This is a genomic window from Arthrobacter ginkgonis, from assembly GCF_039540195.1.
Taxonomy (GTDB): domain Bacteria; phylum Actinomycetota; class Actinomycetes; order Actinomycetales; family Micrococcaceae; genus Zafaria; species Zafaria ginkgonis.
The window spans coordinates 74,500-98,499 of the sequence record NZ_BAABEO010000023.1; the positions used below are offsets into that span (position 1 = coordinate 74,500).

The following is a 24,000-nucleotide window of genomic DNA, read 5'->3' on the forward strand; positions in this document are numbered from 1 at the left end:
TGGCTCCGGTGGCGGCGGAGACTGCGTGGATGCGAGAAAAGATCATCCAATCCCTGAACGAGAGCCTCAATCCCGGCTCCAACCTGGCGCTGCGCCGCAGCTTCTACCGGGGAGAGGTGCTCAGGCTCCGCCGCGGCTGCTACTTTCCCGCGGGGGAGTGGGCCGAGGCCACCGTATGGGAGCGCTACCGGCTCTTTGCGGCGGCCATGGCACTGGCCCTGCCGGACACGTTGTTCTGCCTTCAAACCGCCGCACTGCACCAGGGCTATCCGCTGGTCAGCGTGCCGCAGGAGGTGTGCGTGGCCGTGGCGGACCGCAGCGCGGCGGCCTATGTCCGGCCGGCCCCGCTGCTGTCTGCGGCAGGGGCGTCCGCGTACCCGGGGAGCGTTGCACCGTTGGGCTTTGCCGTCCGGCGCCGTGTGATGCCGGTGCGGCCAGAAACGGTTCTCCACGACGGGTTGCGCCTGACCGCGAGGCACCACACCCTGGCCGACTGCGCCGCCCGCCTGCCGTTCGCCGAAGCGGTGGCAATAATGGATGCGGCGCGCCTTCCCGGCATGTTCCGGTATGTCCTCCTCGGGGAGATCGAGGCAGCCATCGCCGAGTTGCCGAATGCTTCGCAGAGGACCCGGGCCACGGCCGTGCTGGAATTCTCCTCACCCGCGTCGGAATCGCCTGGCGAATCGCTGAGCCGGGCCAACATCCACCTGCTGGGGTTTGCTCCGCCGGTACTGCAGCACAGGATCGCGGACGCCCACGGCGAGTTTGCCCGCACCGATTACTACTGGCCGGAGGCGAACCTGGCCGGCGAGTTCGACGGCCGCGGCAAGTACCTGCGCTCGGCGCAGGCACAGGGCCTGCCGCCGGGCGAGGTGGTGATGCGGGAGAAGAAACGCGAAGACAGGATCCGGCGCACCGGGATCCGGGTGGTCCGCTGGGACTGGCAGGACGCCAAGGACCTGCCGACGCTGCGCCGCATCCTCAGCGAGGCCGGGGTTCCGCGCGCCACCGAGCGCCGGCGTCGTACCGCGTCCTGAGCGGTGCCCGTGCCGAGACCTGGTCCTGCATGCCCGTGCGTCGGCCGCATGGCGACGCGTCACCCGTATTCGACGCACGGCCATGCAACGGACATGAGCCCGTCCGAAAGCACGCCGCCAACCGGGGCTGCGGAGCGAGGCCTAGGGGCCGGCCCCTAGTCCCAGAGGTCGGTGACGGACAGCTGCGCCGATTCCAGCAGCCTGCGCAGGGTGGAGACCGAAAGGCCCACCACGGTGTGCGGGTCGCCGTCGACCTTGCGCAGGAACGCGGCCCCGCGGCCATCGATGGTGAAGCCGCCGGCGCACGGCAGCGGTTCGCCGGTGGCCACGTAGGCCTCGATCTCCGCGTCGGAGACCGCCTCGAAGTGCACCGCGGCGGAGGAAACCGCCCCCACGGTGGCGCCCGTGCCGCCGTCGTCGTCCTCGGTGCTGCGGTTGTCCACCAGCCAGTGGCCGGTGTGCAGGATCCCGGACTTGCCGCGCATCGCGTGCCAGCGCTCGGTGGCCGCCTCGGCGGTGTGCGGCTTGCCGTAGGCGGCGCCCTCGAACTCGAACACCGAGTCGCAGCCCAGGACCACGGCCCCGTCGGCGTCCTCGAGCGCGGCCACGGCCTCGGCCTTGGCGCGCGCGAGCAGCAGGGCGGTGTCCGCCGGGTCGAGGTCCCCGAAGCGTTCGACGGCGGCGGCCACCGCCGCGTCCTCGTCCACCTCGGACACGATGACCTGGAAGCCGATGCCGGCGTCGGTCAGGATCCGGGCCCGGCCGGGGGAGGCGGAGGCCAGGACGAGCAGGGGCAGGTCGTCGAGGTCGGAGAGGGCCGATTCGGATGCGGGGGATGCGCTCATGCGTCCACCGTATCCCGTGCCCGCTCCGTCTCCCGCGCGCCGGCCGGCTCCAGCTTGGCTCCCTCCACGTCCACGTCCGGCAGGATCCGGTCAAGCCAGCGCGGGATGTACCAGGCGTGCCGGCCGAGCAGGTGCATCACCGCCGGGGTGATGGTCATGCGCACGATGAACGCGTCGATCAGCACGCCCACGGCGAGCGAGAACCCGATGGCCCGCATCATCGTCAGGTGGGCGAACACGAACCCGGCGAACACGCTGGCCATGATCAGGGCCGCTGCGGTCACCACCGGCGCCGCGTGCGCGAAGCCGGAGCGCACGGCCGCGCGGGCCGGCCTGCCGTGGGCGTAGGACTCGCGCATGCCCGAGACCAGGAACACCTGGTAGTCCATCGCCAGCCCGAAGAGGATGCCGGTGAGCAGGATCGGCAGGAAGCTCATGATCGGGCCCGGGGTGTGGACGTCGAACACGGTGCCCAGCCATCCCCACTGGTACACCGCGACGGTCGCGCCGAATGCGGCCGCCAGGGAGAGCAGGAACCCGGCGGTGGCCAGCAGTGGCACCACCACCGACCGGAACACCAGCAGCAGCAGGATCAGCGACAGTCCGACGACGATGCCCAGGTACGGGGGCAGGGCCTCGGCGAGCTTCTCGGACACGTCCACCTGGATGGCGACCTGGCCGGTGAGCTGGATCGCCGAGCCCGTCTCCGCCTGGATCTGCGCGGCGGAGTCGCGCAGCGTGTGCACCAACTCCTCCGTGGCCTCGCTGGCGGGCCCGTCCTGCGGGATGACCTGGATGACGCCGACGGTGTTGGCCTCGTTGGTGTCCACGGGCACCGCCGCCACGACGCCGGGGACCTGGCGCAGGCGGTCGGCCAGGTCCAGGTTGGCGGCCTCGGCGCCGTCGGCGTCCAGCCCTGCGGGCAGGTCGGAGACCACCATGACGGGGCCGTTGTAGCCGCCGCCGAAGCGGTCGCTCATCAGCTCGTAGGCCTGCAGCGCGCTGGAGCCCTCGGGCTCGGCGCTGCCGTCGGGCAGCGCCGTGCGCAGGCTGGCGGCAGGCAGGGCGACGATGCCCAGCAGCAGGATCCCGGCCACCGCGAACAGCCACGGGCGGCGGGTGACCAGCGCGCCCCAGCCGCGGGCGCCGTCGTCGTTCGCGCGGCGGGAGCCGCCGGCCGCGGCGGCCTTGGCCCAGGCCCGCTTCGAGACCAGCCGGGTGCCGATGATGCCCAGCAGCGCCGGAGTCAGGGTGAGGGAGATGACCACGGAGACCGCCACGGTGAACGCGGCCGAGTAGCCCAGCACGGCCAGGAACGGCAGGCCCGGGACGGCCAGCGCAGCCAGGGCGATCACCACGGTCAGGCCGGCGAAGACGACGGCGTTGCCGCTGGTTCCGGTGGCGCGGCCGATCGACTCCTCCATGGCCATGCCCTCCAGCAGTTGGCGGCGGTGGCGGTGGACGATGAACAGCGAGTAGTCGATGCCCACGGCCAGGCCCAACATCAGGGCCAGCGCGGGGGTGATGGAGGCCATCTCGATCACGCTGGACAGGGCCAGCGTGCCGCCCACGCCCGCCCCGACGCCGAGCACGGCCATCAGCAGCGGCAGGCCCGCGGCCACCAGCGTGCCGAGCATGGCCAGCAGGACGGCGGCGGCGATTGCCAGGCCGATGACCTCGGCGATGCCGAAGACGGAGGAGAGGTCCTGGACGATCTCCTTGGAGTAGTAGACCTCCACGCCCTCGCCGACGGGGGCGGCAGCGATCTCCTTGATCTGCGCCCGGGCGCCGGTGCTCAGCGCGTCGGCCGATCCCGTGAAGGTCAGGTTGGCGGCGGCGGTGGTGCCGTCGGCGGAGATGAAGCGCATGCCGGCGGTGGAGGCCGCCTTGCGCTCGCCGAGGGCCAGTTCCTCCTCGCCGTCGGCCAGTTCCGCTTCGCCGTCGGAGAGCTTTTGCTCCGCCTCCGGGATCTCGGCGGCCTTCTCCTCGAGCGTCTTGGCGCCGTCGTCGAGCTTGGCTTCGTTTTCGGCGATGATGGCCGCGCCGGCCTTCAGCTTCGTTTCATTGGCGGCGATGGTGGAGGCGCCGGCGTTGAGCTTGGCCTCGCCCGCGGCGATCCGCGCGGCCGCGGCATCGAGCTTCGTCCGGTTTTCGGCGATGGTCGCGGCGCCGGAATCGAGCTTCGTCTTCGACGCGGCCAGGGTCTTCCGCCCGGCGGCCAGTTCGGCCTCCTTCGCGGCCAGCGTCTTGTGGCCGGCGGCCAGCTGCTTGGCGCCGTCGTCGAGCTTCGCCTTGGAGGCCTTGAGGGTTGCCGCGCCTTCCTGCCCCTCCGCCACTCCGGCCTGGGCGGCGTCGAGGGAAGCCGGAACCTGGCCGAAGGAGGCGACCCCCAGGGCGCCGGCAATCGCCTGCTTGCCCGCATCAAGCTTGTCCTGGGCGTCCTTGCGTTTCTCCTCCGTGAGGGAGGTGTTGGCGTCCAGGGCCTCCTGCTGCTGGGTGAGCTCGTCCACCTGCGTGGCCAGGCCGGCGAGCTGCTGCTCCTGGGAGGCGAGGGCATCCTCCGCCTCGGCCAGCGTGTCCACACCCAGGCCCGCGGTCAGCTCGGCCACCCCGGCCTCGTACTGCTTCCGTCCGGCGGCGAGTTCCTTGTCGCTGGCGGCGAGGGTCTTCTTGGCGGCGGCGATCTGCTTGGTGCCGTCCGCGATTTGGGCGGCGCCGGCGTCGTACTTCCCCTGGCCGGAGGCGAGGTCGGCCTGGCCGGCCTCCAGCTTGGCCCGGCCCGCCGCGACCTCCTTCCTGGCGTCGGCGAGTTCGGCGCGTCCGGCGGCGACCTCGGCCTTCGCGGCCTGCAGCTTGGTGGTGCCGGAGGCGATCTCCTCCTTGCCCGCCTCCAGCTTGGCGCGGCCGTCCTCGATGTCGGTGCGGCCCTGCTCGAGCTGTTCCTTGCCGTCGTCCAGCTGCCGGCGTCCGTCGGCGAGCTCGGCGCGTCCGTCGGCCAGCTGGAGGCGGGCGTCGGCGAGCTTTTCCTGCGCGGAGTCCATCTCCGACTGCAGGTCGAAGGGGTCGGTGGCGGAGGCGACGTCCTCCAGGTCCCCCAGCCGGGTGAGGGCGCCCTGCACCGCGGCCGCCTGGGCGGGGGTGAACGCGGATCCGTCCGCCGTGCGGTAGACGATCGACCCGTTGCCGCCGGCCAGGTCGGGAAGCTCCGTCTTGAGCCGGTCCAGCGTTTGCTGGCTGGCCGCGCCCGGGATGCTGAAGCTGTTGCTCAGGGTGCCCATGAAGGCGCCGGCGCTGGCCCCGATGGCCAGCAGCACGGCCGTCCACGCGGCCACGAACCACCAGCGGCGGCGGTAGGCCAACCGGCCCAGGCGGTAGAGGAAACTTGCCATCGCGTCAGGCCTTTCGCTCGGCGTCGGACGCCTGGTTCTGGAGGTGGGGGAAGCCGTCGCGCAGCAGGGCGAGCGCGTCGATCAGGTGCCCCTGGAGGGCTGCCATGGAGGCGTCGGACAGGTCTCCGGCGTGGTCGCGGGCCCAGTGGGCAAAGGCGGCCCGGCCGGCGCCGACGATCGAGTGGGCGAACACCACGACCTCGAAGTCGTTGCGAGCCGGGATGCGCTCGCGGATGGAGTCGACCAGGTGGTCCGCGCAGTCGTCCCAGGCCTCCAGCTGCAGCCGGCCCAGCTGGGCGTTGCCCGCGGCGAGCACGAACAGTTCGGCCACCGGGGCCAGCAGGCGCGGCTCGGCCAGCGACTGCATGGCCTGGACGGCGGCGGCCACGACGGTGAGCCCCTCGGGGACGGCATCCATGGTCTGCAGCGCGTGGTCCAGGAACCGCTCCACGGGCACGTTCAGCGCCGCCTCGACGGAGGGGAAGTAGTTGAAGAAGGTGCGCCGGGACACCCCGGCGGCCTCGGCGATGCGGTCGGCGGTGACGGCCTCGGGGCCGCCTGCACGCAGCAGGTCCAGCGCGGCGTCGGCGATGGCGGCGCGCGTGGCCGTCTTGTTTTGTTCCCGGCGCGAGGTGGGGTCGGAGGAGCTCATGAACTTACACTATGTGCAAGTTTGCACCCTGTGCAATTCATCGGCGCCCAATTCGATGGGGTGCAATTCGAAGGAGTGCGAGTCGGCCGGGATGCTCCCTCCGCGGGTGCCGGGAACGACGGCGGCGCCGCACCATCGCAGTGATGGTGCGGCGCCGCGGGGCGGGGGTCCGGTGCGGTCCCCGCCGTCGGTGCGTCAGCGGTGCGCGGGCTCGGCCTCGAGGGCCGGGACGGCGGCGTCATCGGCGGAGTCGGTGGCGGACTCGTCGGCGAACGGGGTGCCGTTGCGCGGCGCGTTGTAGAGCGCCTCGTCGAGGATGCCTTCGCGCTTGGCCACGATCGCCGGCACCAGCGCCTGGCCGGCGACGTTCACCGCGGTGCGGCCCATGTCCAGGATCGGGTCCACGGCCAGCAGCAGGCCAACGCCCGCCAGCGGCAGGCCCAGCGTGGACAGGGTGAGGGTCAGCATCACCACGGCGCCGGTGGTGCCCGCGGTGGCGGCGGAACCGAGGACGGAGACCAGGGCGATGAGCAGGTAGCTCCCCAGGTCCAGGTCGATGCCGAAGAACTGGGCGACGAAGATCGCCGAGATGGCCGGGTAGATCGAGGCGCAGCCGTCCATCTTGGTGGTGGCGCCCAGCGGCACGGCGAACGCCGCGTAGCCGGAGGGCACGCCCAGGTTGCGCTCGGTGACGCGCTGCGTCAGCGGCAGGGTGCCGATCGAGGAGCGGGAGACGAAGGCCAGCTGCACCGCGGGCCACACGCCGGAGAAGTACTGGCGCACGCCCAGGCCGTGCAGCCTCACCAGCACCGGGTAGACCGCGAACAGCACCAGGGCCAGGCCCACGTAGACGGCGACGGTGAACTTGCCCAGGGCGCCGATGGTGTCCCAGCCGTAGGAGGCGGTGGCGTTGCCGATCAGGCCCACCGTGCCGATCGGGGCGATGCGGATGATCCACCAGAGCACCTTCTGGATCACGGCGAGGATCGATGCGCTGAAGGCCAGGAAGGGTTCGGCCGCCTTGCCGACCTTGAGCGCGGCGACGCCGACGGCGATGGCGATGACCAGCACCTGCAGCACGTTGAAGCTCACGCTCGTGGCCACGTCGCCGGTTTCGGCGACCTTGGAGCTGGCGCCCAGGCCCAGGAAGTTGGAGGGGATCAGTCCGAGGAGGAAGGCCCACCAGTCGCCGGTCTTGCCGCTGTAGTCCGCGGGGGCCGGCTGGCCGGTGTTGGCGCCGGGGCGGAACACCAGGCCCAGGGTGATGCCGATGACCACCGAGACGAAGGCGGTGATCGCGAACCACAGCAGGGTCTTCCAGGCCAGCCGGGCCGCGTTGGCGACCTGCGAGAGGTTGGCGATGGAGGCGACGACGGCGAAGAACACCAGCGGGATCACGGCCGAGCGCAGGAGGCTGACGTAGCTGGAGCCGATCGTGGCCAGGGTCTCGCCCAGGGCGGTCGGGGTGTCCTCGGTGTGGCCGGACTGGCGGGCCACCAGGCCCAGGACGACGCCGAGGACCAGGGCGGCGATGATCTGCGGCCCGAAGGAGGTCATCCAGCGGGGAACGCGCGTGGTCGGTGCGGGGGATGCGGTAGTCACCCGTCGACGCTAGACGTGCTTCCTATATCAGGCCGAGTCGATGTTGAGAAATGTTACGGGCCTCGGACTTGGCGGTGCCCGCCTCGCACTGCCCGATCGGCGCGGATCCGCGGCACAGGCACCCCCGCGCATCGGACCCCTGTGACGAAACTCTCCGGCCCCGCCGCCCGACAGGGCGGCGGGGCCGGAGGAGCGGGCGGGCCGCAGCGGTGTTGCCTTGGGCCCGCGGCGACCGTGTGGCCTTGGGCCTGCGGCAGCCGTGTTGTTTTAGGCCTGCGGCAGCAGGGCCCGGCGCAGCGTGTCCAGGCCCACCGAACCCAGGTTCAGTGCCTCGCTGTGGAAGGCCTTGATGTCGAAGGCCTCGCCCTCGGCATCAAGGCGGGCGTCGCGGATCTGCTCCCACAGGCGCTGCCCGACCTTGTAGGACGGGGCCTGCCCGGGCCAGCCGAGGTAGCGGGTGAACTCGAAGTTCAGTTGCCCCTCGGAGATGTCCAGGTGCAGGGCCAGGAAGTCACGGCCCTTCTCCGCGGTCCAGGTGCCCTCGCCCCAGCGGGCGGGCACCTCGAGCTCCAGGTGGACGCCGATGTCGAACACCACCCGCGCCGCGCGCATCCGCTGCATGTCCAGCATGCCCATGTGGTCGCCCGGATCGGCAAGGAACCCCAGGTCCAGCATCAGCCGCTCCGCGTACAGCGCCCAGCCCTCGCCGTGGCCGGACACCCAGCAGGCGTGGCGGCGCCAGTCGTTGAGCGTGTCCTTGCGGTAGGTGGCGGTGCCGACCTGCAGGTGGTGGCCGGGGACGCCCTCGTGGTAGACGGTGGTGGTCTCCGCCCAGGTGGTGAAGTCGTCCTCGCCCGCGGGCACGGACCACCACATGCGGCCCGGCCGCGAAAAGTCGTCGGAAGGCCCGGTGTAGTAGATGCCGCCCTCCTGGGTGGGGGCGATCAGGCATTCGAGGCGGTCCATCGGGGCCGGGATGTCGAAGTGCACGTCCCGCAGCGCGGCGACGGCGGCGTCCGACTTCTCCTGCATCCACTGCCGCAGCGCCTCGGTGCCCTTGAGCTGGCGGGCCGGATCGGCGTTGAGGATGGCCTTGGCCTCCTCGATGGCGGCACCCGGCCTGACCTGCGCGGCGACCTTCTCCTGCTCGGCGATCAGCCGGTCCAGCTCCTCGACACCCCAGCGGTAGGTCTCCTCCAGGTCCACCGCCGCGCCCAGGAAGAGCCGGGACATCAGGGCGTAGTACTCGCGGCCCACGGCGTCCTTCTCCGGGGCCGCCGGGCGCAGCTCGGTGCCAAGGAAGCCGGCGAAGGAGCGGTAGGCCCCGGTGGCCAGGTCGGCACCCTCGGCCAGGTCGGCGGACAGCGCGGCCGGCAGTTCGCCGCCGTCGGCCAGTGCGGCGCCGGCGGCGAGGGTGCGGAAGAAGCCGTCCGCCTTGGCGTAGTCGTTGGCCTGCTCGGCGACGATGTCCACCTGGCGCCGGGCGGCGACCTTGCCCAGCGCGAGGGAATGCCGCAGCGACTCGGTGTATCCGGCCAGGGCGGCCGGCACGTTGCGCAGCCGGCCGGCAATGTGGCCCCACTGCTCCACGGTGTCCTGCGGCATCAGGTCGAAGATCGCGCGGATCTCCTGGGCGGCGCAGGCGATGTTGTTCAGCTCGGTGATGCCGGTGCCGATGATCTCCAGCTCCAGGCCCAGCCGTTCGCGCATCGCGTCCAGGGTGGTGGCGTCGATGCCGTCCACCGGTTCCAGGCCCTCCAGTTCGGCCAACGCCTCGCGGGCGGCCTCCGCCCGGGCGGCGGTGCCGGCGGGGGAGTAATCCCCGTATTCGGTCTCGTGGCCGGGCAGGCCCAGGCTCGTGGCGAACTCCGGGGAGAGCTCCAGGATGCGGGCGAAGTGTTTGTTCGCGACTGCGTCGATGGCGGTGGGCACACGCGTCGTGCCGGCTGTGGCATTCGTCATGGTCCGAGCCTACCCCGACGTGAAACTGTTGTTGAGTAATTTTGTGCACAAACTTCCGCCCGTGCGGAGGTCCGGTCGCGAAGGGTTATGCCTCCGTGCTGGCCGCACCGGCCCGCACTGCCTAGTGTGAGGGAAGGAACGTGGCCGGGGAGGCGTGGAGCACCATGGGCGGACAGCGGAGCGGGCGCGGCCCGCGGCGGGCCGGGCTGGCGATCCTCGCCGCCTCGGCGTTGGCATTGGGCGGATGCGCCGGCCCGACGACGCCCGGGCCTCCGGCCCCGGAGCAGGTGCGCGCCGACGTCGAACGCGCCACCCTCGCCGTCGAGTCCACCGGTGAGGGAGTGGAGCAGCTGCGCGGCACCGCCCGCACGCTCGGCGCCACGCTGCTGGCGGCCGCCGCGGAGGACGGACAGGCCAACGCCGTCACCAGCCCGGCCAGCCTGCTGCTGGCATTGGCTATGCTGCGCGTCGGGGCCGAGGGACGGACCGCCGAGGAAATGGACAGCGTGCTCGGCTGGGGTGACGGTTCGGCGGACGCGGCCAATGCCGTGCTGGCCGCCTGGGAGGAGTTCGACGGCGACCCCGCCTCCGTCAAGGACGACGAACCCCCGGCCCGGCCCCTGCTGCACCTGGCCAACGGGGTCTTCGTGGACAAGGCCACCCCCACGGGCGAGCCGTTTCTGGAGGGGCTGGGCCGGAACTTCGGCGCAGGGGTGTACCCGGTGGACTACGCCGACCCCGCCACGGGACAGGCGATCGACGCCTGGGTGTCGGAGAATACCGGCGGGAGGATCGAGAAGGCCCCGCTGGACTGGGATCCGGACACCACGCTGAGCCTGCTCAACGCTGTCTTCTTCGCCGCCGCCTGGGAAACCCCGTTCCCCGCGGACACCCTGGACGCCGACTTCACCACGGCCTCCGGCGAGGTGGTCAGGGTGCCCACGATGTACCGGACGGGCGAGCTCCGCCACGCCGAGGCGGACGGCTGGCGGATCGTGGAACTGCCCTACAACGAGGGATTCCTCATGCGCCTGGCCCTGCCGCCCGAGGGCGTCGCGCCGGCCGCCGGCGCGGACACGCTGGCCGCCCTGGAGGCCGCCGCGGAGGCGGCGCCCTCCGGGGAGCTGAGGGTGGGCCTGCCGAAGTTCGACTTCAACGGGACCCTCCAGCTGGTCCCGGCGCTGAAGGCGCTGGGGTTAGAGCGGACCCTGGGGTCCGAACCGGACCTGGACGCGATCCAGCCGGGCGCCGTCGTGACCGGGATCGCGCAGAGCGGGGACATCGTGGTGGCGGAGAAGGGCACGGTCGCCGCCGCCGTCACCCAGATCGGCATCGAGGCGACCTCCGTGCCCCTGCCCGTGGAGGAACTGCTGCTGGACCGCCCGTTCCTCTACCAGATCGTGGACACGCGCACGGGCCTGCCGCTGTTCCTGGGCACCGTGGGCGATCCGCGCTGAGCCGGATCGATCCCGTCCCTTCAACCGGCCGGAGCATCCGGCAAGCACCGGGGCTTCCGGCGAGCGGACCCGGCCTTCCGGAATAGACCCGCCCGTGTGCGGGTGGGTCTATTCCGGATGCTCCGGTCAGGGGCGGGGCAGGGAAGGCCGAGCCAAGGGCGGGGCCTTAGGCCCTTCCGCTGCGCCAGGTGCCGGGCATGGTGGCCATCTGGCGGCCGCGGCGGAACCCGCGGCGGACCTGCTCGCCGCGGGTCGGGGCGGGAGGCTCGGGTTCGGTGCCGTTGCGCAGGCAGAGCACGACGGCGGCGAGCGCCGCGATTTCCTCCGGCGTCGGGTTGCCGCGCTCGACCCGGAAGAGCGGTTGGTCCTGCGTGTCCGTGATGGTCACTGCGTTCTCCTTAGAGGGGGATGTTGCCGTGCTTCTTGGCCGGGAGCGAGGCGTGCTTGTCCCGCAGCGCGCGCAGCCCGCGCACGATCTGCAGGCGGGTCTCCGCCGGGGCGATTACCGCGTCGATGTAGCCGAGCTCGGCCGCCTGGTAGGGGTTGAGCAGCTCCGCCTCGTAGCCCTCGATGATCTCGGTGCGGCGGGCCTCGACGTCGCCGCCGGCCGCCTCCACCTCGGCCAGGTCGCGGCGGTAGAGGATGTTGACCGCGCCCTGGGCGCCCATGACGCCGATCTGGGCGGTGGGCCAGGCCAGGTTCAGGTCGGCGCCGAGCTTCTTGGAACCCATCACGATGTAGGCGCCGCCGTAGGCCTTGCGGGTGATCACGGTCAGCTTCGGCACGGTGGCCTCGGCGTAGGCGAACAGCAGCTTGGCGCCGCGGCGGATGATGCCCTGGAATTCCTGGTCCTTGCCGGGCAGGAAACCGGGCACGTCGACCAGGGTCAGGATCGGGATGTTGAAGGCGTCGCAGTGGCGCACGAAGCGGGCGGCCTTCTCCGAGGCGGCGATGTCCAGGGTGCCGGCGAACTGCATCGGCTGGTTGGCCACGATGCCCACGGTGCGGCCCTCGACGCGGGCGTAGCCGATCATCACGTTCGGGGCGTAGAGGGACTGCATCTCCAGGAAGTGGCCGTCGTCGACGATGTGCCCGATCACGGTGCGCATGTCGTACGGCTGGTTGGCCGAGTCCGGGATCAGTGCGTCCAGTTCCAGGTCCGCGGCCGTGAGGTGCAGCTCCTCCTCGAAGCCCAAGACCGGGGCGTCCGCCATGTTGTTGGCCGGAAGGAAGTCCAACAGCTCCTTGACGAACTCGATCGCGTCCGATTCGTCGCTGGCGAGGTAGGTGGCGGTGCCGGTGGTGGTGTTGTGCTGGCGGGCCCCGCCCAAGGTCTCCATGTCCACCTCTTCGCCGGTGACCGTCTTGATGACGTCGGGGCCGGTGATGAACATGTGGCTGGTCTTGTCCACCATGACCACGTAGTCGGTCAGGGCGGGGGAGTAGGCCGCGCCGCCGGCGCACGGGCCCATGATCAGGGAGATCTGCGGAACCACGCCGGAGGAGTGCACGTTGTTGCGGAAGATGTCGGCGAACATCGCCAGCGAGGCGACGCCCTCCTGGATGCGCGCGCCGCCGCCGTCGTTGATGCCCACCACGGGGCAGCCGTTGCGCAGCGCGAACTCCTGGACCTTGACGATCTTCTCGCCGTTGACCTGGCTCAGGGAGCCGCCGTAGACGGCGAAGTCCTGGGAGTACACGGCGACCAGGCGCCCGTCCACCGTGCCGTAGCCGGACACGACGCCGTCGCCCAGCGGGCGCTTCTTGGCCATGCCGAAGGCGGTGGTCCGGTGCACCGCCAGGGCGTCGAACTCCACGAAGGAGCCTTCGTCCAGGAGCAGGTCGATGCGCTCGCGGGCCGTGTTCTTGCCGCGGGCGTGCTGGCGGTCCACGGCCTCCTGGCCGGAGGGGAGCAGCGACAGGGCCTGCCGGCGCCGGAACTCCGCGATCTTGCCCGCCGTGGTGGACACGTCGATCGCCTCGCCGGTCTGGTCGGTGCGGCTCTCTGCCATGCCGTGGACTCCCGTCTGGGTGGGTTTAGTGGGAATGGCACAACGAGCATGCCAACTCAGCCAGTCTAGTGAGGTGGTTCGGGCCCCTAGGTGTAGGAATCCTACAAAAACGCCCCCTGCGGCTCGGCCGCGCCGCCGCTGACCGTTGGGGGAGAACGGCTCGCAGCAAACTGTCGGCCGCCCGCCGTAGGCTGGATGCATGACCGACCTCGGCCCGGACGCGGGCCCGCCTTCCGTTCCGCCGGCCCACCCTTCGTTGGAGACCATTTCGCCGGAGACCGCTGCCTCCGAGACCGCTGCCCAGTCCCGTGCGCCGCTGGGTCGTGATCCGTTGGATCGGGCCGCGCTGCGCGCGGGGCTGCTGGCGCCCGCGGGTCCGTACGCACGGATCGAGGCGGTGGAGGCCACCGGATCCACCAACGAGGACCTGGCCCGGGCCGCAACGGCCGACCCTGACGCCTGGCCGGACCTGTCGGTGCTCGCCACCGACTTCCAGTCGGCGGGCCGCGGCCGGCTGGACCGCGTGTGGCAGGCGCCGCCGTACTCTTCGCTGGCCGTCAGCGTGCTGTTCCGGCCCGGGGCGTCCGGCGGCCCCGCCCTGCCGCACACCGCCTACGCCTGGCTCTCGCTGCTGTGCGCCGTGGCGCTCGCCGACACGCTGCGCGAGGACGCCGGGGTGGACTCGGCGGTCAAGTGGCCCAACGACGTCCTGGCCGGCGGCAAAAAGATTTCCGGAATCCTGGCGCGGCTGGTGCCGCTGGCCCCGGTGCCCGGCGTCGTGGTGGGCATCGGCGTGAACATCAGCCTCACCGCGGAGGAGCTGCCCGCGCCGACGGCCACCAGCCTGCTGCTGGAGGGCTCCCGGCTCGGCACCACCGAGGTGCTGGCCGGATTCCTGCGCCGCATCGGCCGCTACTACGGGGCCTTCGTGGCGGCCGGGGGCGATCCGGAGGCGCCCCTGGTGGGAGTCTCGCAGGCCGGAACATCCCAGCCCGGCCTGCGCGCCCTGGTGGCCGAGCGCATGGCCACGCTCGGTGCCCGGGTCCGGGCGGAGCTGCCCGGCGGCGAATTCCTGGACGGGACCGCGGCCGAACTGGCCTCGGACGGGGCGCTGGTGGTGCGGGACGCCGCCGGCGGGCTGCACCGGATCCTGGCCGGGGACGTCGTCCACCTCCGGCGGGCCGACGGGCGGTACGCCTAGGCCGTCCGCCAGCACGTCCGCAGGCCCGCGAAACCTAAGATTGTCCATGAAATTCCCCAACCGACCCGAAGGAGGTGCGGCATGCGGCTCCGGCTCGCCGACGGCGAACGCGTGATCGTCAAGACCCGCACCCACCGCCGGGTGCTGCTGCGTCCGGCCATCGCGCTGCTGCTGGTCTCGGCGGTGACCGGCTACGTCACCGGCCTGCTGGGCCGCAGCGACCTGCCCGCCCCGCTGGAGACGGCCCTGCCCTTCCTGAACGTGGTGGTACCCATCACGGCCCTGGTGCTGGTGCTGGCCTGGTGCGTCATTCCGCTGGTCCGCTGGTCCACGACCTGGACCTACCTGACCAACCGGCGGCTGGTGGTGCGCCGGGGAATGGCCGGCCAACAGCAGTGGGAGCTGCCGCTGGTCCTGGTGCGGGGCATCGACGTCAAACAGTCCATGGCCCAGCGCGGCTCCGGTGCGGGCAGCCTGGTCCTGCACACCGGCGGCCGGCCCAGCGTGCTGGTGAACATGCCCGCCGTGCACCGCTTCGCCGAACTCGTGACCGACGCAATCGCGGGCCCCCGCTGGCCAGCCCCGCTACATGGTGTAGAAATTGATGGGAACCCGAACACGGATTGGATGGGCAATGGTTGATGGCACGGAGGCGGATGGCGCGCGCCCTCCCCGTACCGCGCCGTTGCCGGTGCTCAGCCAGTCCGCTGGCCCGGAGACGCGCGCGCTGCCGCTGGCGCAGGCGCTGGCCCGCGAAGCCACCCGCAACGACGCGCGCGCACTCGAGCGCCGGCTGCTGGGCGCCGAGCGCACCATGCGCCGGCGCGAGGTCGCTGCCGCCGCCGGAATCTCCCTGCTCAGCGCCCGCAAGCTGTGGCGGGCCATGGGCTTCCCGAACCTCGGCGACGAGGAGGTGGCCTTCACCACCGTCGACCTCGACGCCCTGCTGATGATCGTCGAAAAGGTCCGCGACGGCTCCCTCTCGGAGGAGGCCGCGATCTCCATCACCCGCTCGATCGGCCAGATGACGGACCGGATGGTCGTGTGGCAGCTCGAGGCCATGGTCGAGGACATGATCCAGAACGAGGGCCTCGGGGACCGCGAGGCCCGGCGCGCCCTGCTGGAGCGGCTCCCGAACCTGATCGATGCGATGGAGAAGGTCTTGATCTACTCGTGGCGCCGCCAGCTCAACTCGGCGGTGCAGCGTATGGTGGTCCGCCCGGTCACCGGCCCCGCGGGCCCCGCCGGCCACGAGGGGTTCGAGGACGACGCCCCGCTGCCGCTGGCCCGCGCCGTGGGCTTCGCCGACCTGGTCTCCTACACCTCGCTGTCCCGGCGGATGAACGAGCGCACGCTGGCGCAGCTGGTGCAGCGCTTCGAGAACAAGTGCGCGGAGATCATTTCCGTCGGCGGCGGCCGCCTCGTCAAGACCGTCGGGGACGAGGTGCTGTACGTGGCCGACACCCCCGAGGCCGGAGCGCAGATCTCCCTGGCCCTGGCCAAGGAGTTCCAGGAGGATGAGTTCCTCCCCAACGCACGCGTGGCCATGGTCTGGGGCCGGGTGCTCTCCCGCCTGGGCGACATCTACGGCCCCACCGTGAACCTTGCCGCCCGCCTGACCGCCCTCGCGGACCCGGGCACCGTGCTGACCGACTCGCTGACCGCCGCGGCGCTGGCCGACGACGCCCGGTTCGTCCTCATCCCGCAGGAAACGACGTCGGTGCGCGGCTTCGGCGACATCAACCCGGTGGTCCTCGCGCCCGGCGAGGGCCGCGGCCTGGTGGTCGACTAGCGCGCGGGGCAGGCCCTCTCGTGTCGACTTCGTCGCCACGTAGGGACCCGGCTGCCCCGCGCTCTGCGGGGGACGGCCCTTTCGTGTCGACTTCGTCGCCACGTAGGGACCCGGCTGCCCCGCGCTTGCCGGGGCCCCGCCCGGCCGGGCCCCTGTGCGGGGCCGTTCGGGGGCTCATGCGGCAAGATAGTGCCTGTGAGTGAGACCCCGCTGAACGAGTCAGTCCTGAACGAGTCCGAGCAAGTCATCCCGGCCGGCGACGTCCGCGCCGAGTACGACCGGCTGGTGGATGAGGTGCGCCGGTACCGGTTCGCGTACTACAACGAGGACTCCCCGCTGGTTTCCGACGCCGAGTTCGACCTGCTCTACCGGCGCCTGGAGGAGCTCGAGCAGCTGCACCCGGAGATCGTCGCCAACGATTCCCCGACCCAGGAGGTCGGCGGCGAGGTGTCCGCGGCGTTCGCCCCCGTGATCCACCTGAGCCGCATGTACTCGCTGGAGGACGTGTTCTCCCTGGAGGAGCTCGAGGCCTGGGTGGAGAAGGCGTCCGCCAACGCCGCGGTGCAGGCCCCGGACCAGAAGCTGCGCTGGCTCTCGGAGGTCAAGATCGACGGCCTGGCGGTGAACCTGCTCTACCGCGACGGCCAGCTGGTCCGCGCCGCGACCCGCGGCGACGGCACCACCGGCGAGGACGTCACCCACAACGTGCTCACCATCAAGGACATCCCGCAGCGCCTGGCCGGCGCCGGCTGGCCCTCCGAGGTGGAGATCCGCGGCGAGGTGTTCATCCCCTCCGAGGCGTTCCGCGAGTTCAACCGCGTGCTGGAGGAGGCCGGCAAGGCGCAGCTGGCGAACCCCCGCAACGCCGCCGCCGGCTCGCTGCGGCAGAAGGACCCTGCCGAGACCGCCAAGCGGCCGCTGAACATGTACGTCCACGGCATCGGGGCCCGGGAGGGCCTCGCCGCCGCCTCCCAGTCGGAAACCTACGAGCTGCTGCGCGGCTGGGGCCTGCCCGTCTCCCCGTACTCCCGGGTGCTGGATTCCCTGGCCGAGGTCCTGGAGTACATCCGCGAGTACGGCGAGAAGCGCCACGAACTCATCCACGAGATCGACGGGATCGTCATCAAGGCCGACTCCTTCGCCATCCAGCGGGCCCTGGGCTACACCTCGCGCGTGCCGCGCTGGGCCGCCGCCTACAAGTACCCTCCGGAGGAGGTCCACACCCGGCTGCTGGACATCCGGGTGCAGGTGGGCCGCACCGGCCGCGTCACCCCCTTCGGCATCATGGAGCCGGTCAAGGTCGCCGGCTCCACGGTCGAACGCGCCACCCTGCATAACCAGGACGTGGTCAAGGCCAAGGGCGTGCTCATCGGCGACACCGTCATCCTGCGCAAGGCCGGCGACGTCATCCCGGAAATCGTCGGGCCGGTGCTGGCGCTGCGCGAGGGCCATGAGGACGAGCTGCGCGAGTTCGTGATGCCCACCCACTGCCCCTCCTGCGGCACGCCGCTGGCCCCGGCCAAGGAGGGGGACGTGGACATCCGCTGCCCCAACGCCCGATCCTGCCCCGTCCAGCTCACCGAGCGCGTGGCCCACCTGGCCGGGCGCGGGGCGTTCGACATCGAGGCCCTCGGCTACGAGGCGGCGATGGCGCTGACCTCCGGCCCGGGCCCGGACCCGGCCGAACTCGGGGGAGTGGTCCAGCCCTCCGGCCCCGGGGTGATCACAAGCGAGGCGCAGGTGTTCGACCTCGCCGCCGGCAACCCCGACTCCGCCCTGCGCGAGCGCCTGGCCGACGTGGTGGTCTGGCGGGAGAAGCGCTCCAAGGGGGAGGGCACCGGCGTCTTCGAGCTGGTCCCGTACTTCTGGACCAAGGCCACCGCGAAGACCCCTTCGAAGCCGGCCGCCAACACGGAGAAGCTCTTCCGCGAACTGGAGAAGGCCAAGGCGCAGCCGCTGTGGAGGGTGCTCGTCGCGCTGTCCATCCGCCACGTCGGGCCCACCGCCTCCCGCGCCCTGGCCACCCGCTACGGCAGCATGGACGCGATCCGCGCCGCCGTCGCGCAGGAGACCGCCCGCGAGGACCTGGCCCACGTCGACGGCGTCGGCCCCACCATCGCCGACGCGCTCATCGAGTGGTTTGCCGTCGACTGGCATCGGGACATCGTGGACGCGTGGAAGGACGCCGGGGTGCTGATGGCCGACGAGGCCCACGCGGACGCCCCGCGCCACCTGGAGGGCCTGAGCATCGTGGTCACCGGCACGCTGCCGAACTTCAGCCGCGACGAGGCCAAGGAGGCCATCATCGTGCGCGGCGGCAAGGCCTCCGGCTCGGTCTCGAAGAACACCGCTTTCCTGGTCTCCGGCGACGCCGCCGGATCCAAGCTGGACAAGGCGGTTTCGCTGGGGATTCCGGTCCTGGACGAGGACGGCTTCCGCCTGCTCCTGGACCAGGGGCCGGACGCCTTTGCGGACGCCGCAAACGATGACGGGAAAACCCACGCAGAAGACGTGGAAGCCCACGCAGAAGAAACGGAGACCCGCGCATGAGCGGCACCACCCCCGAACACGCCGCCGACGGCACCCCCGGAACGGGCCCCGACGTCCCCCCGGTGGCCGAACTGCTCGCCATCGCCCGCGCAGCGGCGGCGGCCGGGGCCGCCGTGCTGGCCGAGCGCCGCGGCCTGCACGTGAACGCCGCCACCAAGTCCGCCGCCGGGGACTGGGTCACCGAGTTCGACCACCGCGCCGAGGACGCGGTGCGCGACGTCATCCGCGCCGCACGCCCCGACGACGAGATTTCCGGCGAGGAATACGGCACCAGCCTGCCCAGCAACCCCACCCCCTACCGCTGGTCCATCGACCCGCTCGACGGCACCGTGAACTTCGTGCGCGGCATCGCCTACTACGCGACCTCCGTCGCGGTTGCCGGACCCGCTCCCGACGCGCCGTCGGAGGTGGTCTGGCTCGCCGGCGTCGTGCAGGCCCCCGCGCTCGGGCGCACCTACTGGGCCTCGCGCGGGGCCGGGGCCTGGCTGCTGGACGAACAGTTCGTGGGGGACCTCCCGGACGGGCAGATGCACGACGACGGCGGCCCGGTTCCGGTGGGCATCCGCCGCCTGATGGGCCCGGACCCGGACACCGACGGGCGCCTGATCGCCACCGGGTTCGGCTACGACGCCGACCGCCGCCAGATGCAGGTCGGCGCCCTGAACCTGCTGCTGCCCGGCTTCGCGAACATCCGCCGGCTCGGCTCCGCCGCGCTGGACCTGTGCTTCGTGGCCGACGGGACGCTGGACGCCTACGCCGAGTACGGCACCCAGGAGTACGACTGGGCCGCCGGCGCCCTGGTGGCCGAGGAAGCCGGCTGCCCCGTGCTGCGCCCCCGCGTCGAGCCGGGCTGGTCCGCCGTGGGGGACGTCGACTTCGACACCCTCCAGCGCTGGACCGACCACTTGTGAGTGGGTCCAACCGTGAAGGGGCAGGCCGTGGCCGGTGACGGCGCCCACGGACCCTCCGGTCCCGCCGTCGTCGTGCGGGACGCGGTGCCCGCGGACTACGGGGAGATCGCCCGGATCACGGTGGAGGCCTACCTGGAGGCCGGGCACTTCGACGACGCCGACGCGCCCTACGTGCGGCACATGCGGAAGGTGGCCGAACGGCACGCCCGGACGGACGTGTGGGTGGCCGAGCGGGAGGGCAGGATCGTCGGCTCGCTCACCCTGGCCCGGCACGGCAACGAGTACGCGGACGTCGCCCGCGCCAACGAACTCGAGGTCCGGATGCTGGTGGTGGACCCGGCCATCCAGCGCTCCGGCGCCGGACGGGCCCTGGTGGACGCCGTCGTCGAGCGCGCCCGCGCCACGCCGGGGATCACCGCGGTCAGCCTGACCACCGGCACCGACTGGCACGCCGCCCACGCGCTCTACCGCTCGGCGGGGTTCCGCCGCGCTCCCGAACGCGACTGGCTGGTCCCCGGCACCGACATCCTGCTGCACGTCTACGTCCTGGGTCTCTGAGCCGGCGGCCCCCGTCTGTTGGGCGGACCGTGCGCGCATAGAATGGTGGGGATAACCGCCCACCCACTTTCACGGGGAGATACATGTCTGCCATCAGCCGTGAGGACGTCGTGCACCTTGCCCGGCTTGCCCACATCGAGATGAGCGATGCCGAGCTGGACAAGATGACCGGCGAACTCGGCGTCATCGTCGATGCCATCGCAAGCGTGAGCGAGGCCGCCGGCGCCGACGTGCCCGCCACCAGCCACCCCATCCCGCTGGCCAACGTGTTCCGCGAGGACGTGGTCGGCGAGACCCTCACGGTGGAGCAGGCGCTGCAGAACGCCCCCGACTCCGAGGACTCCCGCTTCAAGGTCCCGGCGATCCTGGACGAGGAGTAGAACATGACCGAGATCATCAAGCTGTCCGCCACCGAGCTGGCCCAGAAGCTGCGCGCCGGCGAAGTCACCTCCGTGGAGGCCGTGCAGGCCCACCTGGACCGCATCGCCGCCGTCGACGGCGGGGAGCGCGGAGTGAACGCGTTCCTGCACCTGAACGCCGAGGAGGCTTTGGCCGTGGCCGCTGAGGTGGACGCCATCCGCGCCGCCGGCGGCGCCGAGGCCGAGGCCCTGCACCCGCTGGCCGGCGTTCCGATCGCCATCAAGGACCTGATCGTTACGGTGGGCCAGCCCACCACGGCCGGCTCCAAGATGCTCGAGGGCTGGATGAGCCCCTACGACGCCACGGTCATCTCCAAGATCCGTGCGGCCAGGCTGCCGATGCTGGGCAAGACGAACCTGGACGAGTTCGCCATGGGCTCCTCCACCGAGCACTCCGCCTACGGCCCCACCCGCAACCCGTGGGACCTGGACCGCATCCCCGGCGGCTCCGGCGGCGGGTCCGCCGCGGCCGTGGCGGCGTTCGAGGCCCCGCTGGCGCTGGGCACCGACACCGGCGGCTCCATCCGCCAGCCCGGTGCCGTCACCGGAACCGTCGGCGTGAAGCCGACCTACGGCGGCGTGTCCCGCTACGGCGCCATCGCCATGGCGTCCTCGCTGGACCAGATCGGCCCGGTCTCCCGGACCGTGCTCGACTCCGCCTACCTGCACGAGCTGATCGGCGGGCACGACCCCCGCGACTCCACCTCGCTCAACGAGCCGGTCCCGGCCCTGGTCGAGGCCGCGCAGCAGGGCCTGACCGGCGACCTGACCGGCGTGCGCGTGGGCGTCATCGCCGAGCTGCAGGGCGAGGGCTACGAGGCCGGGGTCCAGGCCCGCTTCGACGAGTCGCTGGAGGTGCTGCGCGCCGCCGGGGCGGAGATCGTCGAGGTCCACTGCCCCAACTTCAAGTACGCGCTGGGCGCGTACTACCTGATCATGCCCTCGGAGGTCTCCTCCAACCTGGCCAAGTTCGACGGCGTCCGCTACGGCAATCGCGTCATCCCCACCGACGGCCCGCTCACCATCGAGCGCGTGATGGGCGCGACCCGCGCCGCCGGCTTCGGCGACGAGGTCAAGCGCCGCATCATCCTGGGCACCTACGCCCTGTCCGCCGGCTACTACGACGCCTACTACGGCTCGGCCCAGAAGGTGCGCACCCTGGTCCAGCGCGACTTCGACGCCGCGTTCGAGAAGGCCGACGTGCTGATCTCCCCGACCGCCCCGACCGTGGCGTTCGGGCTGGGCTCCAAGACCGACGACCCGCTGGCGATGTACCTCAACGACGTCGCCACGATCCCGGCCAACCTGGCCGGCGTGCCGGGCATCTCCGTCCCGGGCGGCCTCTCCGAGGGCCTGCCCGTGGGCATCCAGTTCCTGGCCCCCGCCCACGAGGACGCCCGCCTGTACCGGGTCGGCGCCGCGCTGGAGTCCCTGCTGGAGAAGGGCTGGGGCGGACCGCTGATCTCCCAGGCCCCGGACCTGGCTTCCGCCGAGAAGGAAGGTGTCGCCTAACATGGCCGCAACCACCGAAGAGCTCGTCGACTTCGACGAGGCGCTGGACAAGTACGACCCGGTCCTCGGGTTCGAGGTCCACGTCGAGCTGAACACCAAGACCAAGATGTTCTCCGACGCCCCGAACGTGTTCGGCGACGAGCCGAACACCAACGTCACCCCGGTCTGCCTGGGCCTGCCAGGCGTGCTGCCGGTGGTCAACAAGACCGCCGTGGAGTACTCGATCCTCATCGGCCTGGCGCTGAACTGCAAGATCGCCGAGACGTGCGGCTTCGCCCGGAAGAACTACTTCTACCCGGACACCCCGAAGAACTTCCAGACCTCCCAGTACGATGACCCGATCGCCTACGACGGCTACCTGGACATCGAACTGGAGGACGGCGAGGTCTTCCGCGTGGAGATCGAGCGCGCGCACATGGAGGAGGACGCCGGCAAGCTCACCCACATGGGCGGGTCCACCGGCCGCATCCAGGGCGCGGACTTCTCCCTGGTCGACTACAACCGTGCCGGCGTGCCGCTGGTGGAGATCGTCACCAAGCCGATCGTCGGCGCCGGCAAGCGCGCCCCCGAACTGGCCAAGGCGTACGTCGCCGCCGTCCGTGAGATCGTCAAGAACCTCGGCGTCTCCGAGGCGAAGATGGAACACGGCAACGTCCGCTGCGACGCCAACGTCTCGCTGATGCCCAAGGGCGCCGAGAAGTTCGGCACCCGCTCGGAGACCAAGAACGTGAACTCGCTGCGCGCCGTCGAGCACGCCGTGCGTTTCGAGATCGAGCGCCACGCGGCGGTCCTGGAGGCCGGAGAAAAGGTCGTCCAGGAGACCCGCCACTGGCACGAGGACACCCGCACCACCACCTCCGGGCGCCCGAAGTCGGACGCTGACGACTACCGCTACTTCCCGGAGCCGGACCTGGTTCCGATCGTCACCACCCCCGAGTGGATCGAGCGGCTGCGCGCCCGCCTGCCCGAGCCGCCGGCCGAGCGCCGCAAGCGCCTCAAGGCCGACTGGGGCTACTCCGACGCCGAGTTCCGCGACGTGGTCAACGCCGGCCTGCTCGGCGCGATCGAGGACACCATCGCCGCCGGCGCGTCCGCCGCGGTGGCCCGCAAGTGGTGGATGGGCGAGATCTCCCGCCTGGCCAAGAACGCGGACACCGACCCCGAGGGCCTGGGCGTCACCCCGGCGACCATCGTCGAGCTCAACGGCCTGATCGAGGCCAAGAAGATCAACGACAAGATCGCCCGCCAGGTGCTCGAGTTCGTGCTCGCCGGCGAGGGCACCCCCGCCGCGATCGTCGAGAAGCGCGGCCTGGCCGTCGTCAACGACGACTCCGCGCTCGGCGCCGCGATCGAGGACGCCATGGCCGCCATGCCGGACGTGGTCGCCAAGATCAAGGACGGCAAGCTGCAGGCCATCGGCGCCCTGATCGGCCCGGTCATGAAGGCCACCCGTGGCCAGGCCGACGCCGGCCGCGTCCGCGAGCTGGTCCTGGAGAAGCTGGGCATCGAGGCCTAGCGCGCGCCTTCCTGCACGGTACGACGGCGGGAGGTGACCCCGGGCACCCGGGGTCACCTCCCGCCGTCGTTGCGTTTCCGGCCCGCCCTGACGGCGGTGCCGGCCGGGCGCCCCGGGCGCGGGTTGCCGCAGGGGACCCGGTGATGGTGGGATGGGGCCATGAGGATCAATCTGACCAGCGTCTATGTCGATGACCAGGCCAAGGCCCTGGCGTTCTACACGGAGAAGCTGGGATTCGTGAAGAAGACCGACGTCCCCACCGGGGAGTACCGCTGGCTGACGGTGGTGTCTCCGGAGGACCCGCAGGGCATCGAGCTGGTGCTCGAGCCCGCCGCGCATCCGGCCTCCGGGCAATTCAAGGACGCGCTGGTCCGGGACGGCATCCCCTTCACGTCCTTCGCCGTGGACGACGTGCAGGCCGAGTACGAGCGCCTCGGCGCGCTCGGCGTCTCCTTCACCCAACCCCCGACCGAAATGGGGCCGGTGACCACCGCGGTGCTGGACGACACCTGCGGGAACCTCATCCAGATCGCCGCCATGCGCTGAAGGCTCCGTAGCGTCGCAGCGGACGGACGGCCGTGCTTC

19 protein-coding genes are annotated in these 24,000 nt (G+C 71.6%); 12 read left to right on the forward strand and 7 right to left on the reverse strand.

Annotated elements, in window-relative coordinates; translation table 11 throughout:
- Positions 1 to 29 precede the first annotated feature (29 nt).
- Positions 30 to 1,037, forward strand: coding sequence for a hypothetical protein (locus ABD912_RS16565; RefSeq protein ID WP_345152508.1), 1,008 nt, complete (start codon positions 30 to 32; stop codon positions 1,035 to 1,037).
- 155 nt (positions 1,038 to 1,192) lie between these two features.
- Here the strand turns inward: ABD912_RS16565 and ABD912_RS16570 are convergent, their stop codons facing one another.
- The 5 genes from ABD912_RS16570 to ABD912_RS16590 all read right to left on the reverse strand — a co-directional run bounded on the left by ABD912_RS16570 (position 1,193) and on the right by ABD912_RS16590 (position 9,487).
- Complete coding sequence (locus ABD912_RS16570) at positions 1,193 to 1,882, reverse strand: Maf family protein (RefSeq protein WP_425548089.1); 690 nt, start codon at positions 1,880 to 1,882, stop codon at positions 1,193 to 1,195.
- The gene (locus ABD912_RS16575) at positions 1,879 to 5,271 is read right to left on the reverse strand and encodes an MMPL family transporter (RefSeq protein WP_345152509.1); all 3,393 of its coding nucleotides are present in this window, start codon (positions 5,269 to 5,271) and stop codon (positions 1,879 to 1,881) included. The genes ABD912_RS16570 and ABD912_RS16575 overlap by 4 nt, the downstream gene beginning before the upstream one ends.
- Positions 5,272 to 5,275: 4 nt before the next feature.
- Complete coding sequence (locus ABD912_RS16580; protein WP_345152510.1) at positions 5,276 to 5,923, reverse strand: TetR family transcriptional regulator; 648 nt, start codon at positions 5,921 to 5,923, stop codon at positions 5,276 to 5,278.
- A 195-nt stretch (positions 5,924 to 6,118) separates the two neighbouring features.
- Positions 6,119 to 7,480: a dicarboxylate/amino acid:cation symporter gene (locus ABD912_RS16585; protein WP_345152896.1), complete on the reverse strand. Its 1,362-nt coding sequence runs from the start codon at positions 7,478 to 7,480 to the stop codon at positions 6,119 to 6,121.
- Positions 7,481 to 7,792: 312 nt separating this feature from the next.
- The gene (locus ABD912_RS16590; protein WP_345152513.1) at positions 7,793 to 9,487 is read right to left on the reverse strand and encodes a DUF885 domain-containing protein; all 1,695 of its coding nucleotides are present in this window, start codon (positions 9,485 to 9,487) and stop codon (positions 7,793 to 7,795) included.
- A gap of 140 nt (positions 9,488 to 9,627) precedes the next feature.
- Here ABD912_RS16590 and ABD912_RS16595 point away from each other — a divergent pair, with 140 nt between their 5' ends.
- Positions 9,628 to 10,944, forward strand: a complete 1,317-nt coding sequence (locus tag ABD912_RS16595) for a serpin family protein (protein ID WP_345152515.1) — start codon at positions 9,628 to 9,630, stop codon at positions 10,942 to 10,944.
- Positions 10,945 to 11,110: 166 nt separating this feature from the next.
- On the opposite strand, the gene ABD912_RS16600 is transcribed toward ABD912_RS16595, so the two are convergent.
- On the reverse strand, positions 11,111 to 11,332 hold the full coding sequence (locus ABD912_RS16600) for an acyl-CoA carboxylase subunit epsilon (protein WP_345152517.1): 222 nt from the start codon (positions 11,330 to 11,332) through the stop codon (positions 11,111 to 11,113).
- A gap of 10 nt (positions 11,333 to 11,342) precedes the next feature.
- A complete protein-coding gene (locus tag ABD912_RS16605; RefSeq protein ID WP_345152520.1) occupies positions 11,343 to 12,956 on the reverse strand; it encodes an acyl-CoA carboxylase subunit beta in 1,614 nt (537 codons plus the stop codon).
- 199 nt (positions 12,957 to 13,155) lie between these two features.
- Between ABD912_RS16605 and ABD912_RS16610 the strand changes: the two genes are divergently transcribed.
- The 10 genes from ABD912_RS16610 (at position 13,156) to ABD912_RS16655 (ending at position 23,961) form a co-directional block, all read left to right on the forward strand.
- The gene (locus ABD912_RS16610; protein ID WP_345152522.1) at positions 13,156 to 14,157 is read left to right on the forward strand and encodes a biotin--[acetyl-CoA-carboxylase] ligase; all 1,002 of its coding nucleotides are present in this window, start codon (positions 13,156 to 13,158) and stop codon (positions 14,155 to 14,157) included.
- Between the two features lie 81 nt (positions 14,158 to 14,238).
- Positions 14,239 to 14,799: a PH domain-containing protein gene (locus ABD912_RS16615; RefSeq protein ID WP_345152523.1), complete on the forward strand. Its 561-nt coding sequence runs from the start codon at positions 14,239 to 14,241 to the stop codon at positions 14,797 to 14,799.
- Positions 14,792 to 15,949, forward strand: coding sequence for an adenylate/guanylate cyclase domain-containing protein (locus tag ABD912_RS16620; RefSeq protein ID WP_345152524.1), 1,158 nt, complete (start codon positions 14,792 to 14,794; stop codon positions 15,947 to 15,949). The genes ABD912_RS16615 and ABD912_RS16620 overlap by 8 nt, the downstream gene beginning before the upstream one ends.
- A 189-nt stretch (positions 15,950 to 16,138) precedes the next feature.
- A complete protein-coding gene (gene ligA / locus ABD912_RS16625) occupies positions 16,139 to 18,499 on the forward strand; it encodes an NAD-dependent DNA ligase LigA (protein WP_425548090.1) in 2,361 nt (786 codons plus the stop codon).
- On the forward strand, positions 18,496 to 19,410 hold the full coding sequence (locus ABD912_RS16630; protein ID WP_345152527.1) for an inositol monophosphatase family protein: 915 nt from the start codon (positions 18,496 to 18,498) through the stop codon (positions 19,408 to 19,410). The genes ligA and ABD912_RS16630 overlap by 4 nt, the downstream gene beginning before the upstream one ends.
- Positions 19,411 to 19,437: 27 nt before the next feature.
- Complete coding sequence (locus tag ABD912_RS16635; protein WP_345152529.1) at positions 19,438 to 19,968, forward strand: GNAT family N-acetyltransferase; 531 nt, start codon at positions 19,438 to 19,440, stop codon at positions 19,966 to 19,968.
- 83 nt (positions 19,969 to 20,051) lie between these two features.
- The gene (gene gatC / locus ABD912_RS16640) at positions 20,052 to 20,348 is read left to right on the forward strand and encodes an Asp-tRNA(Asn)/Glu-tRNA(Gln) amidotransferase subunit GatC (protein ID WP_345152530.1); all 297 of its coding nucleotides are present in this window, start codon (positions 20,052 to 20,054) and stop codon (positions 20,346 to 20,348) included.
- Between the two features lie 3 nt (positions 20,349 to 20,351).
- Entirely contained in the window at positions 20,352 to 21,899 is a 1,548-nt protein-coding gene (gene gatA, locus ABD912_RS16645; RefSeq protein WP_345152531.1) for an Asp-tRNA(Asn)/Glu-tRNA(Gln) amidotransferase subunit GatA, read from the forward strand.
- A gap of 1 nt (position 21,900) precedes the next feature.
- The gene (gatB, locus tag ABD912_RS16650; protein WP_345152533.1) at positions 21,901 to 23,415 is read left to right on the forward strand and encodes an Asp-tRNA(Asn)/Glu-tRNA(Gln) amidotransferase subunit GatB; all 1,515 of its coding nucleotides are present in this window, start codon (positions 21,901 to 21,903) and stop codon (positions 23,413 to 23,415) included.
- A 159-nt stretch (positions 23,416 to 23,574) separates the two neighbouring features.
- Positions 23,575 to 23,961 (forward strand): VOC family protein, encoded by a 387-nt coding sequence (locus ABD912_RS16655; protein ID WP_345152535.1) that lies wholly within the window; start codon positions 23,575 to 23,577, stop codon positions 23,959 to 23,961.
- Positions 23,962 to 24,000: the final 39 nt, after the last annotated feature.

Coding starts and splice junctions, on each gene's coding strand:
- ABD912_RS16565 (WP_345152508.1), top strand. CDS start 30: ATGCGAGAAAAGATCATCCAATCCCTGAACGAGAGCCTCAATCCCGGC.
- ABD912_RS16570 (WP_425548089.1), bottom strand. CDS start 1,882: ATGAGCGCATCCCCCGCATCCGAATCGGCCCTCTCCGACCTCGACGAC.
- ABD912_RS16575 (WP_345152509.1), bottom strand. CDS start 5,271: ATGGCAAGTTTCCTCTACCGCCTGGGCCGGTTGGCCTACCGCCGCCGC.
- ABD912_RS16580 (WP_345152510.1), bottom strand. CDS start 5,923: ATGAGCTCCTCCGACCCCACCTCGCGCCGGGAACAAAACAAGACGGCC.
- ABD912_RS16585 (WP_345152896.1), bottom strand. CDS start 7,480: ATGACCTCCTTCGGGCCGCAGATCATCGCCGCCCTGGTCCTCGGCGTC.
- ABD912_RS16590 (WP_345152513.1), bottom strand. CDS start 9,487: ATGACGAATGCCACAGCCGGCACGACGCGTGTGCCCACCGCCATCGAC.
- ABD912_RS16605 (WP_345152520.1), bottom strand. CDS start 12,956: ATGGCAGAGAGCCGCACCGACCAGACCGGCGAGGCGATCGACGTGTCC.
- ABD912_RS16610 (WP_345152522.1), top strand. CDS start 13,156: ATGACCGACCTCGGCCCGGACGCGGGCCCGCCTTCCGTTCCGCCGGCC.
- ABD912_RS16615 (WP_345152523.1), top strand. CDS start 14,239: ATGCGGCTCCGGCTCGCCGACGGCGAACGCGTGATCGTCAAGACCCGC.
- ABD912_RS16620 (WP_345152524.1), top strand. CDS start 14,792: ATGGTTGATGGCACGGAGGCGGATGGCGCGCGCCCTCCCCGTACCGCG.
- ABD912_RS16630 (WP_345152527.1), top strand. CDS start 18,496: ATGAGCGGCACCACCCCCGAACACGCCGCCGACGGCACCCCCGGAACG.
- gatC (WP_345152530.1), top strand. CDS start 20,052: ATGTCTGCCATCAGCCGTGAGGACGTCGTGCACCTTGCCCGGCTTGCC.
- gatA (WP_345152531.1), top strand. CDS start 20,352: ATGACCGAGATCATCAAGCTGTCCGCCACCGAGCTGGCCCAGAAGCTG.
- gatB (WP_345152533.1), top strand. CDS start 21,901: ATGGCCGCAACCACCGAAGAGCTCGTCGACTTCGACGAGGCGCTGGAC.
- ABD912_RS16655 (WP_345152535.1), top strand. CDS start 23,575: ATGAGGATCAATCTGACCAGCGTCTATGTCGATGACCAGGCCAAGGCC.